The sequence below is a fragment of the Streptomyces sp. MJM8645 genome, assembly GCF_001625365.1.
Taxonomy (GTDB): Bacteria; Actinomycetota; Actinomycetes; order Streptomycetales; family Streptomycetaceae; genus Kitasatospora.
In genome coordinates this window covers 5,802,319-5,816,568 of sequence record NZ_LJJF01000001.1, presented here as the reverse complement: position 1 = coordinate 5,816,568, position 14,250 = coordinate 5,802,319, and the positions used below count along the sequence as shown (strand labels likewise).

Here is a 14,250-nt window from a genome sequence, read left to right as displayed (position 1 = left end):
GCGTGACGCGGACCTTTGCCGTGTGTTTATATTGAACAATGGTTCAACCAAAAACGGGACACCCCCATGCCCCGCACGCCTGAGGCCTCGGCGGCCGTCCGCGAAGCGACCCGCGCCAAGATCCGGCGCGCCGCCGTCCTGCTCATGGCCGAACAGGGCTACCGCGCCACCACCCTGCGCCAAGTCGCCACCCGGGCCGGCGTCGCCGACGGACTGCCCTCCCGCTACTTCGGCAGCAAGGACGGCCTGCTGACCGACATCGCCGACGGCTGGCGCGAACGGACCCGCGCGGCACTCGCCGCCCAGCCCGCCGACAGCCCCGCCGACACCCTGCGACTCCTGGTCCGCTCCGCCCTGCTCGGCCTGGACACCGCCCCCGAAGAGATCGAGGAGAGCCGGGCCGTCTCCGCCCTGCTCGCCGACCCCGAAGCCCGAGCCGTCCTCGTCGCCGCAGGCGCCGACCTCGCCTCCGCCGACCTCCTCCAGGCCCTCGACGAAGCCCTGGTCGCCTGCCACGTCCCCGACCCGGCAGGCGCCCGCCTGCTCCTCCTCGCCGGCATCCGCGGCGGCCTCACCCTCGCCGCCGAGGACCCCGCCTTCCCGCTGCGCGACCTGGAAACGGCCCTGCTCACCCACCTCCTGCCGCCGACCTGACCCCTCCCCGAGCTTGAAAGGCCCCGCCATGACCGCCGAGACCGCCGAGACCGCCATCCGCCCCTACCGCATCGCCATCGAACAGCACCAACTCGACGACCTGCGCGACCGCCTCGCCCGCACCCGCTGGCCCGACCAACTGCCCGGCGCCGACTGGGACTACGGCGTCCCACTCCCCTACCTCCAGGACCTGGCCGAGTACTGGCGGACCGGCTACGACTGGCGCGCACACGAGGCCAGGCTCAACGCCTTCCCGCAGTACACCACCACCATCGACGGCGCCAACGTGCACTTCCTGCACGTCCGTTCACCCGAACCCGACGCCACCCCGCTGATCATCACGCACGGCTGGCCCGGCTCGGTGGCCGAATTCCTGGACATCCTGGGCCCGCTCACCGACCCCCGCGCCCACGGCGGCGACCCGCGCGACGCCTTCCACGTGGTCGCGCCCTCCATCCCGGGCTACGGCTTCTCCGGACCGACCAGCCAACTCGACTGGGACTACCGGCGCGTGGCGCGCGCCTGGGCCGAACTGATGGACCGCCTCGGCTACCCGCGCTACGGCGCCCAGGGCGGCGACTGGGGCTCCGGCATCTCCCGCGAACTCGGCCTCGCCGCCCCCACCCGGGTCATCGGCGTGCACGTCAACACCTCCCCCACCTTCCCCACCGGCGACCCGGCCGTCCTCGACACCCTCGACCGCGAACGGCTCGACACCTGGGCCCGCCACCAGGCCGAAACCTCCGGCTACACCGCCGTCCAAGCGACCCGCCCGCACACCATCGGCTACGCGCTCACCGACTCACCGGTCGGCCAACTCGCCTGGATCATCGAGAAGTTCCGCGAATGGACGGACTGCGACAGCGGCCTCCCCGAAGACGCCGTGCCCCGGGACCACCTCCTCACCAACGTGATGCTGTACTGGCTCACCGCCACCGCCGGCTCCTCCGCACGGCTGTACAAGGAGTCGGCCCGCAACGGCTGGACCGAATCCACCCCCTCCCCCGTCCCCACCGGCATGGCCGTCTTCCCCCACGACATCACCCTCCCGGTCCGCGCCTTCGCCGAACGCATCGACAACATCGTGCACTGGACCGAGTTCGACCACGGCGGCCACTTCGCCGCCCTGGAACAGCCCGACCTGCTGGTCGCCGACATCCGGACCTTCTTCCGCTCCTTGGCGGATGGTTGGAGCGGGGTCTGAGTTGCGTCCGCCTCCACTGCGCCCCGATGCGCCCTTGACTCCACACCCGGGCGGGGCCCAAGGTCGTTGCAACTGGGCGCAACTGACTCGACAGCGGAGGCGGTTATGAAGCTACGGTTCGTCGGCAAGGACCCCGAGTCCGGGGACCACGGGTGTCCCTCCGTGTGGGTGGACGAGGAACGAGCAGAGCTGGTGATTCAGGGCTGGAAAGCGGACGAGGCGACGGAAGTCGAGTGCCTGAAGGCCGGGCCGATTCCCGAGCACGAGACCGTCATCCGGCTGCCCCGGCGCATGATTCCACTTCTCAGGGAGGCCCTTGGTGACACAGACGCTCTCTAGCTTCGCCGATCTGATCAAATCCGCACGTCATTCGGCGCTGCACCTTGAGATGCGAGACTGGTACTCGGTGGAGAGCGAAACCGAGGGGTTCGCCGCGTGGCGCCACGGGAAGAGGCTCGATCCCGACAACCGCGAGTCCTGGTGGCGACCTTGGCTCGATCTGGTACAGGAAGTCACCGGCCAAGGCGTCGCGATTCGCCGCGCCCGCGTGGTCTCGGAACCGGTGAGCGATTACATCCGCTTCGAGCACTCCGGCACTTTCACCAACATTGCCGCTGGCGAAGATATCCGCTGGCTCCCCAGACGCAGCGCGTCCGGAATCGCTCTTCCCGGCAATGACTGCTGGATCTTCGACGGTCGACTCGTTCAGTTCAACATTTTCGATGGTGCCGGCCGATGGGTCCACACGGATCAGACGGAAGACGCCGCGATGGTAGCGCTGTGTGCTTCGGCTTTCGAAGCGATCTGGGAGTCCGGGGTCCCTCACGAGAAGTTCGCCGTCTAGCTCCCCGCACAGAAACCCGATCGGCTAGTTCATGTCCTCCAATCCGCTCTCCAGCGCGAAGTCCGTGCGTGCGGCGCTAGCCGCGCGCCTGGACGCGATGAAGAAGGACGCCGGGCTCACAGGGGATGAACTAGCCGCTCGTTGTGGATGGCACAAGTCAAAGTCATCTCGGATCTCGCGAGGCGTGACTCCACCATCGGACGCCGACATTCGCGCATGGTGTGCCGCCTGTGGCGTCGATGACCAGGCGGCAGACCTCATAGCCGCCTCGCGTTCCGCTGATTCCATGTACATACAGTGGCAGCAGATTCACCGTGACGGCATGCGGAAGATCCACGAAAAAACGGTTCCGCTATACCAGCGAACCCGACACTTCCGCGTCTACGCGTCCAATGTCGTGCCGGGGATGCTGCAAACCGCCGAATACGCATCCGGCCTTTTGCGCTCCATCACGGAGTTCCAAGGGACACCTGACGACGTCGACCAAGCCGTCCAGGCCAGGATCGAGCGATCGAGTGTCATCCGCAACGCAGGGCAGCGGTTCGCGATTCTGGTCGAGGAATCGGTCTTGTATTACCGAGTGGCCGACGATGCCGCGATGGCGGGCCAGCTCGGTCATCTCCTGTCGGTGATGGCACAGCCGAACGTATCCTTCGGAATCATCCCCTTCGGCGTGCGTCGTTCGGTTTGGCCACTTGAAGCGTTCTACGCCTTCGATGAAGACCTGGTCGCCGTGGAAACCTTGACGGCGGAAATCAACATCTCGACGCCGAGCGAAATCGGTACCTACCACAGGGCGTTCGCCGAGCTGGCGAAACTCGCCGATCGGGGTGCGGCAGCACGCGCGTGCATCACCAGGGCCGTCGACTCCCTCGGGTGAACCGGTGCAACCGAGTGCAACTTCGTGGACCGCGGCACTCATGGCTTCCTACTGTCGATCTGACGGCACCTCATCGGTCAATGCCGGTTGGGGGCCGCCTCCCTTCAACATCGAACAGGAAGGCAGTGCAGTGAGCGACCTGTACGAGATCGAGATCCCGGCCGGACTCGCCGCCTACAAGGCGTGTGGCGGGAACCAGGGCGGGGGTGACGACGGGGAGTCGTGCGTGACCCTGCGGGAGGTGCCGGGGGTGGCCGGCGGGTTGTGGGTGATGGGTGACACCAAGGCGCCGGGGCGGGAACTGCGCTTCACCACCGTGGAGTTGAGTTCCGCCGGTATCGACCCGGACCGCTTCACGACCTCCGCCTGACGTACGACCTCGCACCAGCGGGCCCCGTTCCCAACGCAACTGGGAACGGGGCCCGCCTCACACCCAGGGTAGAGCGCGCATGGATCACTGGAACAGGCCCGGCCTCCACTGGCACTGCTACGTGTGGGCGGGCGGCAAGCGGCCCGATGACGCCGAGCGGCGGCCGCCGGGACCGCAGAACGGCTCGCGGCCCGAATGGGGCAGCCCGGTACCGCCGTTGGAGGTCATGCACTGGCTCGCCAAGTCGGCGGCGCAGATCAGGCTCACCACCAACGACCCGGCCGAGGTGCTCGACTGGCTGGGCAAGCAGCTCGCCGACTCCCCCGCCTCGGAGGCCGACCTTCCCGCGTTCACCCGGCTCGATCACGCCCTGGCGTTCCTCGACACGTTCCCGCACGACGTGGTGTGGACGTACTGGACACCCGGACAGCAGCTCCGGTCGGTCGCCGCCGTGGCGTGCCCCCGGACGTTCAGCCCCACCTCCGAAACGCCCCCGCCCTGCCCGCTTCGACGGCGCTGACCGGCGCCGCCCGGCTAACCGCCAGCCGCTCGGCGGGTCGTGACAGCGTGTCGAGTGGCGGAGCGCGATCCGCGACGAGAGGGTGACCGACGCAGGACCTCACCTGAAGGAGCGAGAATGCCCGAAGTCACCACTCCGTACGCGACCGGCACCCCGTGCTGGGTCGATCTGATGGCGCAGGACCAGCAGGCGGCACTGGACTTCTACCGCGACCTGTTCGGCTGGCAGGGGCAGGTCGGCCCGGCCGAGTTCGGCGGGTACGCGGTCTGCGAGCTGAACGGCAAGCCGTCCGCCGGGATCGGCCCGGCGATGGCACCGGAGGGGATGCCCACCCCGCCGACCGTGTGGACCAGCTACCTGTCCACCACCGACGCCCAGGCCACCCAGGACGCGATCGTCGGCGCGGGCGGCACCCTGCTGGTCCCGGCGATGGACGTCGGCGAGCTCGGCAGGATGCTGATCGCCGCCGACCCGCAGGGCGCGGTGTTCGGCGTCTGGCAACCGGGCGAGTTCTTCGGCGCCCGGGTCGTCAACGAGAGCGGCGCGCTGATCTGGAACGAGCTGCACACCAGCGACGTGCCCGGCGCCACCGCCTTCTACGGCGAGGCGTTCGGCATCGAGATCCAGCCGGCGCAGGGCGCCGAGCAGTACTGGGAGCTGCGGGTCGGCGGCCGGGCCGTCGGCGGGGTCTCGCTGCTCGCCAACGACCCGCCCGGCACGCCCGCGCACTGGCTGACGTACTTCGCGGTGGACGACGTCGACTCCACCGTGGACGCCCTGGTCAAGCACCGCGGCACCGTCCTCGCCCCGCCGTTCGACATGGTGGCGGGCCGGATGTCGGTGGTGACCGACCCGCAGGGCGCGCCGTTCGCGGTGATCGCACCGAAACCGATGTAGGTGGACGGCACGGCCCACCACGCACGGTGTCGCGGTGGGCCGTCTCCGTCCGACTTCCGTCCGTACAACTCCCGCCCGTACGGGTCACTCCGGCGCGACAGCCGACAGTACGACGGCCGACGGCGCCCCGTTCGTCACCCCCGCTGCGCGCGGCCGACGGCGCTGAGCACCGCCCGCACGCCTGCCGTGAGCACCGAGCCGTCCCGCCCGGCGCCCCAGACCACCTGTCCGCCGACCCGGGCCTCGACGTAGGCGACGGCGTCGGTACCGGAGCTGGAGCCCGCACCCGCCCCGACGGCGTGCTCGCTGAAGTGCAGGATGTCGACCCGCAGCGCGTCGGCCACCGCGTCGAGCGGCCCGGCGCCCTCGCCGCGCCGGCCGTCCACCTCCGCCCAGTCGTCGCCGGCCTGCCACGGCCAGTCCGGCGCCGCGTCCAGGTACTCCGCGCGGAAGAGCCCGTACAGTTCCTCCGCCGTCACCTCCCGCCCGCTGTCGTCGGTGGCCTCCTGCACGACCCGGGAGAACTCGATCTGGAGCCGCCTCGGCAGTTCCAGCCCGTGCCCGGTCTGGAGCAGGTAGGCGATGCCGCCCTTGCCGGACTGGCTGTTGACCCGGATGACCGCCTCGTAGTCGCGGCCGAGGTCGGCCGGGTCGATCGGCAGGTACGGCACCGACCAGGGCGCCTCGCGCGCCGGGACGCCGGACTCCGCCGCCACCTTGGCGTGGTGGGCGAAGCCCTTCTTGATGGCGTCCTGGTGGGTGCCGGAGAAGGCGGTGTGCACCAGGTCCCCCGCGTAGGGGTGGCGCTCGTGCACGGGCAGCCGGTTGCAGTGCTCGACGGTGCGGCGGATCTCGTCGAGGTCGGAGAAGTCGAGCATCGGGTCGACGCCCTGGGTGTGCAGGTTGAGCGCCAGCGTGACCAGGTCGACGTTGCCCGTCCGCTCGCCGTTGCCGAACAGGCATCCCTCCACCCGCTGGGCGCCGGCCAGCACGGCCAGTTCGGCGCAGGCGACGCCCGTCCCCCGGTCGTTGTGCGGGTGGACGGAGAGGATCACCGACTCGCGGCGCTCCAGGTGCCGGTGCAGGTACTCGATCTGGTCGGCGTAGACGTTGGGGGTGGCGATCTCGACGGTGGCGGGCAGGTTGTGGACGACGGGCCGGTCGGGGCTGGCGTCCCACAGTTCGGTGAGGCCGTTGCAGACCTCCAGGACGTAGTCCGGTTCGGTCAGGTTGAACACCTCGGGCGAGAACTGGAAGCGCACCCCGGGCCGGCCGTCGGCCCGCCGTGCCAGGTGGGTGGCGGCCTCGGTGATCAGGGCCCGCAGTTCGTGCCGGTCGCGCCCGAGGACGACCTCGCGCCAGAGCGGGGCGGTGGCGGTGTAGAGGTGGACGACGACGCGGGGCAGGCCTTCGACGGCCTCGAAGGTGCGGTCGATCAGGTCGGCGCGCGCCGCCGTGAAGACGACGATGGTGACGTCCTCGGGCACCGCGCCGGGCACGGTGGCCAGTTGCCGGACGAAGTCGAAGTCGGTGCGGCTGGCGGAGGGGTAGCCGACCTCGATCTCCTTGAAGCCCATGGCCAGGAGCAGGTCGAACATCCGCTGTTTGCGTGCCGGGTCCATGGGTTCGGCCAGTGCCTGGTTGCCGTCGCGCAGGTCGACGGGGACCCACAGCGGGGCGTGGCCGATCCGTCGGCCGGGCCAGCGCCGCATCAGTGCGGGGACGTGCACGCGCTCGTGGGCGGGCCGGTAGCGGTGGGAGGGCATGGCACCCGGGCGCTGCGGGTTCCAGGCGGGGGCGGTGACCGGGACGGGGCCGGCGGGGGTACGCAGGGTCGGGAATCGCACGATGAGTCCTTACGGAGGTACCGGTGGACCGGCAGGACGGCGCCCCGCAGCGGGGTGCCGGTCCGGTCACGCCCCGCTGCGGCCACCAAGAAGAAGGCCACCCAGAGGGAGACTCCACGGCTGCATGCCGGGTAGACTAACCACGAACCAAGTCCTCAGACAAGCTGACAGGTGAACGCGAATGTCCCCGCTCGGCCCCCTCCACCGCTCCCCCCTCGTCGACCAGGCCACCCGACGCCTGGAGGAGCAGATCACCGCCGGACACTGGCCGGTGGGCGGGAAGCTGCCGGGCGAGGTGACCCTGGCGAAGGAACTGGGCGTCGGGCGCTCGACCGTCCGGGAGGCGCTGCGCGCGCTGACCGGCGCCGGGATGGTGCAGAGCCGGCAGGGGTCGGGCGTGTTCGTGACGGCGGACCGGCCCGCCCTGGACTGGCCGACCCGGCTGCGCCGGGCCGAGCTGGCGCACGTCTACGAGGTGCGCACCATGGTCGAGGTGCAGGCGGCCCGGCTCGCGGCCGCGCGCCGCACGGAGGCGGACCTCACCGCCGTGGACGCGGCGCTGGCCACCCGGCTGGCGGCGGGCGGCGCGGACGACACGGCCTTCGTGGACGCCGACATCGCGCTGCACACCGCCGTGGTGGCGGCCGCGCACAATCCGGTGCTGGACGATCTGTTCGCCCAGTTCGCGCCGGTCCTGAGGGAGCACCTGGTGGCCCTGGTGGGGGTGCTGGGGCTGCGCAGCGGGGACCCGAACCACGGCTACGCGTCGCACGCGGACCTCGTCGGGGCGCTGCACCGGGGCGATCCCGAGGAGGCCGGGCAGGTGCTGGCGGCCGAGCTGGAGGCCACCCGGTCGCGCCTGCTGGCCGACTGAGCGGGGCGGGCCGGGAGGGCACCCGGGCCACCGACCGACCGGCCGGGCGGATATCCGGAGCGCGGGCACACAGTTTTCACACAGCGGCCACCCGGCCGCCCGCTCCGGCGGCCGACGCCTCGTCAACCCGCTCCGAACTGGGATGCTTCGAGCACGTACGATCAACCGTCAGATGACATTGTGTCCGGAGCGTGTGTGACCACGGTCCAGGCGGCGAACGCACTTTCACTCCAATCACACGGTATGACTAGTATCGCCTCGTCAAGCCCGTGCCCCGGACGGCCCGCCCCGCTCAGGCCGGCCGCCATCCCCAAGGAGACTGCTCTGCGCGCGCGTGCGAATCGGCGGCCCCCGACGCCGAAGGCCCCCCGCAGGCGTCCGCGCCTGTCACTGCGGACGGCGCTGCTCGTCCTCGCCGTCGTCCCCAGCATCGCCCTGGCCGCCCTGTGGGCGGTCACCAGCGGCGAGACCGTCTTCGCCTTCCAGCGCCAGGCCGCCCAGGGCCTGCTCGCCCAGAAGGCCGGCCAGCCGTCCAACATCGTCTACTACAGCCTCCAGGAAGAACGCCGGCTCAGCGCCGAGGCTCTCGCCCGGCCCGGCGGCAACACCGACCAGCTGCGCCGCCAGCGCCAGCAGACCGACGACGCGGTCCGCCAGTTCCAGGTCCTCTCCGGCGAGACCGCCGACAGCGCCCCCGAAGAGGTTCGCACCGCCGTCACCGAGGCCCGCCAGGCGATGGGCAAGCTCGCCGAACAGCGCGCCGCCGTCGACCACGGCTCGATCGACCAGCAGACCCTCTACACGTACTACACCGACCTGATCGCCGTCGACCTGCGGCTGTTCACCGCACTCAGCCACGTCGACACCGGCGAGGTCACCTGGATCTCCAAGACCCTGGTGAACGCCTTCTGGGCCAAGGAGATGCTCGCCCGCGAGGACGCCATCCTCGCCCGCGGCTGGCCCACCGGGCGGCTCACCGTCACCGACTACCAGCAGGTCCAGCAGTCCGTCGGGGCGCAGGAGCACCTCTTCGCCGTCCAGGTCGTCCCGTACATCCCGGACGGCGAGTCCGCCGCCTGGCACGACCTGATGAACAGCCCCGCCTGGCAGGCCAAGGCCGCCGTCGAGCAGTCGCTCACCAAGCCCACCGCCGCCGAGGCCAACGGCACCGTCAGACTCCCCGCCGCCCAGGACCAGTGGCGCCAGGCCCTCGACCAGCTCAACCCGCAGCTGGTCAAGGTCATCGAGACCCGCACCAGCGGCATCGTCGACGTCGGCAAGGGCACCATCCTCTCCCTCCTCACCACGGTCGTCCTGACCACCGTCGTCGGCCTGATCACCGTCGTCGCGGTGATCATCGCCTCCTGGCGGCTCAGCCGCTCGCTGCGCCGGCGCATCAAGGAGCTCCAGACCCAGGCCGAGGAGATGGAGCGCACCCTCCCCGAGGTCGTCGAACGCCTCGGCCGCGGCGAGCAGGTCGACGTCGAGACCGACACCCGCACCATCACCGCCGGCCCGCACGGCAACGGCACCGACGAACTCGCCCGCCTCGGCCAGGCCCTCAACCTGGCCCGCGCCTCCGCCGTCGAGGCCGCCGTCAAGCAGGCCGAACAGCACCGCGGCTTCGAGCGGCTGCTCCAGCGCATCGCCCGCCGCACCCAGCTGCTGATCGGCCGCCAGCTGCGCAAGCTCGACGAGCTGGAGCGCAAGCACGAGGACCCGGAGGTCCTGGAGGGCCTGTTCGACCTCGACCACCTCACCGCCCGCCTGCGCCGCTACGAGGAGAACCTCGTCATCATGGCCGGCGGCCAGCCGCAGCGGCGCTGGCGCAAGCCCGTCCCGCTGCTGGACGTGCTGCGCGCCGCACAGGGCGAGGTGCAGGACTACCGCCGGATCATGATCGACGTCGAGGGCCACCCGTGGCTGTCCGAGCGGGCCGTCGGCCCGGTCGCGCACGTGCTCGCCGAGCTGATGGAGAACGCCACCACCTTCTCCAAGCCGCCCACCCCGGTCGAGGTCCGGGCCGCCATGGTCGGCCGCGGACTCGCCGTCGAGATCGAGGACCGCGGCCTCGGCATGGACCCCGAGCAGTACGACGCCGCCAACGAACTGATGAGCCGCCCGCCCCGCACCGACGTGCTCGCCCGGGCTGACGACGTCCGCCTCGGCTTCTACGTCATCGCCCGGCTGGCCGCGCACCACGGACTCAAGATCGAGTTCCGGCCGTCGGCCTTCGGCGGCACCCGGGTCGTCGTGCTCGTCCCCGACGAGCTCGTCATCGACGGCGACGCCGGACTGCCCGACGACGCCCCCGTCGAACCGATCCCGCTCGTGCGGCGCTCCCGCAAGGCGCTGCTCACCGCCTCCAACGAGGCCCCGGCGCCGGCGCCGGCGGGGCCGCCGGTCGCGCCCGTGGACTCCTTCCCGCCGGGAGAATCCTTCGCGCCGGCGGAGCCCCTCCCGCCCGTGGAGACCTTCGCCGCGGCCGACTCCTTCCTGCCGGTGGATCCCCTCCCGCCGGTGGAGTCCTTCCCGCCGGTGGAGGCGTTCGGGCAGGTCGAGGCCTTCGGGCAGGCCCAGCACGTGGAGCAGCCCGGGTACGCCGAACCGCTCGGGTACGTCGAACCGGTCGGGCACGTCGAACCGCTCGGGCAGACCCAGCAGCTCCCGCAGACCGAGCAGTTCCCGCACGACCCGCTGACCGCCCCCGTCCAGGCCTTCGGCCACGTCGAGTACGTCCAGCCCGAGGCCGCGCCCGCCGCCGAGCCCACCCCGTTCCCCGCCCCGTTCCCCGCCCCGTACGCCGAGCAGCCGATCGAGCACAGCTCCACGGCCCCCGACGCCCCGGCCGACCAGCGGCCCTCGCACGACGTGCCCGCCTACCCGGACATCGCCTACGCCCGGGTCACCGACGCCGAGGCCCCGTACGCCGACGAGCAGTACCGCCCGGCCGACCACTACCGGCTGGCCGAACGGCGTCAGCGCCGCGAGTACGCCTCCGCGGTGCCGCTCAGCCCCACCGAGACCGAGCAGCCCCCGCTGCCCCAGCGCGTCCGGCAGGCCAGCCTGGCCGCCGAACTGCGCGTCCCGCCGGCGCCCCGCCCGCAGTGGGCCGAGCCCGCCGCCGGGCCCCGCGCCGAATCCGCCGCCCAGGGCACCGAGCCCGCCGGCGGCCCCTTCCAGCGCCCGGCGAAGCGCTCCGGTGCGACGATCGGCGCCTTCCAGCGCCAGTCCCGTGCCGCCCGCGCCCAGGACAGCGGCGAGCACCCGCTGCCCGGGGCCGTGACCCCACCGGCTCCCCCCACCGCCCCCGCCGGCTCCCCGACGCCCGCGTCCGGCCCCTCCCCCTGGGCCCTGCCGGCCGCGGACCCCCGAACCACACGAACGGATGACCAGTCATGAACCGAACGATCGCCACCCACCAGGACCTGGACTGGCTGCTGGACGGACTCGTCGACTCGGTGCCCGGGACCAGGAACGCCGTCCTGCTCTCCGACGACGGCCTGGTCGTCAGCCACTCCCGCACCATCGAACGGGCCGACGCCGAGCGCCTCGCCGCCGTCGCCACCGGCCAGCAGAGCCTCGCCCGCGGCGTCGGCCAGCTCTTCGACGGCGGGGCCGTCCACCAGGTGATCGTCGAACTCGCCGAGTGCTGGCTGTTCATCATCGCCGCCGCCCAGGGCACCCACCTGGCCGTCGTCGCCTCCCAGGAGGTCGACGCCGAGGTCATGTCGGTCGCCATGCACACCCTGGTGCAGCAGGTCGGCCAGAAGATGACCACCCCGGTGCGGGCCGAGGCCGGCGCCGCCTCCCCCGCCGGCTTCGACGCCTTCGCCGCCCGGAACCGGAGCTGACACCGGTGGGCCCGTACGGAAACGGGAGCGGTAGCGGGAACGGGAACGGGCAGCGCGGCGGGGTCCCGCACTGGAGCGAACTGACGGACGAGGACGCCGAGGACGAGTCGGGCGCCATGGTGCGCCCGTACACCATCACCCGCGGCCGCACCGCCCCCGAGCGCGACGACCTCACCCTGATCACCGTGCTCACCACCGTCGAGGACGAGGCCGACCGGGCCCTGGCGCGGGGCAGCCGCGCCGGTGCCCGCGGCCTCCAGCCCGAGCACCGGATGATCCTCGACCACTGCCGGCGGCCCGCCGCCGTCGCCGAGGTGTCGGCCGGCCTGGACCTCCCGGTCTCGGTCACCAAGATCCTGCTGGGCGACCTGGTCGCCCAGGGCCTGCTGCGGGCCCGGGCACCGCTCTCGGTGGCCCGGGCCGCCGGAGGCGTGGACCTCGGCCTGCTCACGGCCGTTCGCGAAGGACTCCGGAGACTCTGAACCATGGCAACACCCCACCCCAGCAGTGCCGCTGACGCCGACGTCGCCACCGCGCCGGCCGCCGTCAAGATCCTCATCGCGGGCGGCTTCGGCGTCGGCAAGACCACCCTCGTCGGCTCCGTCAGCGAGGTCACCCCGCTGCGCACCGAGGAGTACCTGACCCGGGCCAGCGTCGGCGTGGACGACCTGTCCGGCGTCGACCAGAAGGACACCACCACCGTCGCCCTCGACTTCGGCCGGATCACCGTCAGCCCGGACCTCGTCGTCTACCTGTTCGGCACCCCCGGGCAGGAACGCTTCTGGTTCATGTGGAACGACCTCGTCAACGGCGCCCTCGGCGGCATCGTCATCGCCGACACCCGCCGGCTCGACACCAGCTTCGCCTCCATCGACTTCTTCGAGAGCCGGGGCATCCCCTTCGTCGTCGCCATCAACTGCTTCCACAGCCACAACACCCGCACCCCCGACGAGATCCGGGCCGCCCTCGACCTGGACCCGCAGGTGCCGATGCTCCTCGGCGACGTCCGCGAACGCGCCTTCGGACGCGACCTGCTGCTCGCCCTGGTCGACCACCTGATGGACCTCTCCGCCGCCCCCGTCGGCTGAACGTCGGCTGAACCACCTCCCTTCCCCAGGAGCCACCCCATGACCTCACCCCTGCGCGTCCTCGTCCACGGCGGCGGCATCGGCGGGCTCACCCTCGCCACCGCCCTCGCCAAGCGCGGCCACCACGTCGACGTCGCCGAACTGCGCGACCAGCTGGAAGCCCTCGGCGTCGGCATCATCCAGCCCTCCAACGCCCTCCACGTGATGCGCGAGATCGGCGTCCTCGACGACTGCCTCGCCGCCGGCTTCGAATGGGAGGTGCTGACCATCTGCGACCCGACCGGCACCACCCTCGCCAAGATCCCGCAGCCCCGGATGGGCGACGCCCCCTCCAACAACGGCATCCCCCGCCCCGCCCTCGCCCAGGTACTCGCCACCGCCGCCACCCGGGCCGGCGCCACCCTGCGCTTCGGCACCACCATCGCCGACCTCGCCGAGGACGCCGACGGCGTCGACGCCACCCTCACCGACGGGCACCGCGGCCGCTACGACCTCGTCGTCGGCTTCGACGGCATCGGCTCCCCGCTGCGCAAGCGCCTCTACGGGGAGAAGTACGCGCCCGAGTACACCGGCTTCGCCAACTGGCGCGTCACCCTGCCGCGTTCGCCCGAGGTCCAGGGCGTGGTGATGTCCACCGGCAACCTCAAGGCCAAGGCGCTGCTCACCCCGATCAGCGACGACCTCATGTACCTGGGCTCGGTGTTCGCCGAGGCCGAGGACTTCCGGCCCGACCCCGGGCACGCCCACGAGCAGCTCGCCGAACGCCTGGCCGGCTTCGGCGGCCCGATCGCCGAGGCCCTCACCCAGGTCACCGACCCGTCCGCCGTGGTCTACTCCCGGATCTCCCAGGTCAGCGTCGAGGAGCCCTGGCACGTCGGCCGGATCGCGCTCGCCGGCGACGCCGCCCACGCCTCCACCCCGCACCTCGCCCAGGGCGCCGCGATGGCCGTCGAGGACGCCCTCGTCCTCGCCCAGAGCCTGGACACCGCCGAGACCGTGCCCGCCGCGCTCGCCACCTGGGAGGAGCGCCGCCGACCCCGCGCCATGTGGGTCCAGGCGCTCTCCCGGGCCATCCTCAAGCAGGAGACCGGCACACCCACCACCCCGGAGGAGGACGAACTCCTCAAGGTCGGCATCCCCGGCGCCGCCCACGTCCTCGTCCAGCCGTACTAAAGCCCCTGTCCGGCCTGCTGCACAGCCCCGTGCAGCAGGCCGGCG

General features: G+C 71.8%; 15 protein-coding genes and 1 pseudogene. 15 read left to right on the top strand and 1 reads right to left on the bottom strand.

All coding sequences use genetic code 11. The features are described from left to right. Positions 1-66: 66 nt before the first annotated feature. The 9 genes and pseudogenes from A6F73_RS24755 to A6F73_RS24720 all read left to right on the top strand — a co-directional run bounded on the left by A6F73_RS24755 (position 67) and on the right by A6F73_RS24720 (position 5,369). Positions 67-654, top strand: a complete 588-nt coding sequence (locus tag A6F73_RS24755; protein WP_063349804.1) for a TetR/AcrR family transcriptional regulator — start codon at positions 67-69, stop codon at positions 652-654. A gap of 28 nt (positions 655-682) precedes the next feature. Continuing rightward, the gene (locus tag A6F73_RS24750) at positions 683-1,858 is read left to right on the top strand and encodes an epoxide hydrolase family protein (RefSeq protein WP_208869113.1); all 1,176 of its coding nucleotides are present in this window, start codon (positions 683-685) and stop codon (positions 1,856-1,858) included. Between the two features lie 105 nt (positions 1,859-1,963). Continuing rightward, a complete protein-coding gene (locus tag A6F73_RS24745; RefSeq protein WP_063349803.1) occupies positions 1,964-2,197 on the top strand; it encodes a hypothetical protein in 234 nt (77 codons plus the stop codon). After that, positions 2,178-2,702, top strand: a complete 525-nt coding sequence (locus A6F73_RS24740) for a DUF6879 family protein (RefSeq protein ID WP_063349802.1) — start codon at positions 2,178-2,180, stop codon at positions 2,700-2,702. Before A6F73_RS24745 ends, A6F73_RS24740 begins: the two co-directional genes overlap by 20 nt. A 31-nt stretch (positions 2,703-2,733) precedes the next feature. Then, positions 2,734-2,943, top strand: a pseudogene (locus A6F73_RS44415) (helix-turn-helix transcriptional regulator); the annotation flags it as partial. An 81-nt stretch (positions 2,944-3,024) separates the two neighbouring features. Beyond that, a complete protein-coding gene (locus tag A6F73_RS24735) occupies positions 3,025-3,582 on the top strand; it encodes a DUF5753 domain-containing protein (protein WP_347878565.1) in 558 nt (185 codons plus the stop codon). 130 nt (positions 3,583-3,712) lie between these two features. Then, entirely contained in the window at positions 3,713-3,952 is a 240-nt protein-coding gene (locus A6F73_RS24730; protein ID WP_063349800.1) for a hypothetical protein, read from the top strand. A 79-nt stretch (positions 3,953-4,031) separates the two neighbouring features. After that, entirely contained in the window at positions 4,032-4,472 is a 441-nt protein-coding gene (locus A6F73_RS24725; protein WP_063349799.1) for a hypothetical protein, read from the top strand. 117 nt (positions 4,473-4,589) lie between these two features. Beyond that, positions 4,590-5,369, top strand: coding sequence for a VOC family protein (locus A6F73_RS24720; protein ID WP_063349798.1), 780 nt, complete (start codon positions 4,590-4,592; stop codon positions 5,367-5,369). Between the two features lie 134 nt (positions 5,370-5,503). Here A6F73_RS24720 and A6F73_RS24715 read toward each other — a convergent pair whose 3' ends face one another. Beyond that, positions 5,504-7,135 (bottom strand): 2-isopropylmalate synthase, encoded by a 1,632-nt coding sequence (locus tag A6F73_RS24715; RefSeq protein WP_079136347.1) that lies wholly within the window; start codon positions 7,133-7,135, stop codon positions 5,504-5,506. Between the two features lie 262 nt (positions 7,136-7,397). Between A6F73_RS24715 and A6F73_RS24710 the strand changes: the two genes are divergently transcribed. The 6 genes from A6F73_RS24710 (at position 7,398) to A6F73_RS24685 (ending at position 14,205) form a co-directional block, all read left to right on the top strand. Then, a complete protein-coding gene (locus A6F73_RS24710) occupies positions 7,398-8,090 on the top strand; it encodes an FCD domain-containing protein (protein ID WP_063349796.1) in 693 nt (230 codons plus the stop codon). Positions 8,091-8,333: 243 nt separating this feature from the next. Beyond that, positions 8,334-11,492, top strand: a complete 3,159-nt coding sequence (locus tag A6F73_RS44130) for a nitrate- and nitrite sensing domain-containing protein (protein ID WP_063349795.1) — start codon at positions 8,334-8,336, stop codon at positions 11,490-11,492. Next, the gene (locus tag A6F73_RS24700; protein WP_063349794.1) at positions 11,489-11,944 is read left to right on the top strand and encodes a roadblock/LC7 domain-containing protein; all 456 of its coding nucleotides are present in this window, start codon (positions 11,489-11,491) and stop codon (positions 11,942-11,944) included. Before A6F73_RS44130 ends, A6F73_RS24700 begins: the two co-directional genes overlap by 4 nt. Positions 11,945-12,060: 116 nt before the next feature. After that, a complete protein-coding gene (locus tag A6F73_RS24695; RefSeq protein WP_079136345.1) occupies positions 12,061-12,426 on the top strand; it encodes a DUF742 domain-containing protein in 366 nt (121 codons plus the stop codon). 3 nt (positions 12,427-12,429) lie between these two features. Continuing rightward, entirely contained in the window at positions 12,430-13,032 is a 603-nt protein-coding gene (locus tag A6F73_RS24690) for an ATP/GTP-binding protein (RefSeq protein WP_063349793.1), read from the top strand. 39 nt (positions 13,033-13,071) lie between these two features. Next, positions 13,072-14,205, top strand: coding sequence for an FAD-dependent monooxygenase (locus tag A6F73_RS24685; protein ID WP_063349792.1), 1,134 nt, complete (start codon positions 13,072-13,074; stop codon positions 14,203-14,205). Positions 14,206-14,250: the final 45 nt, after the last annotated feature.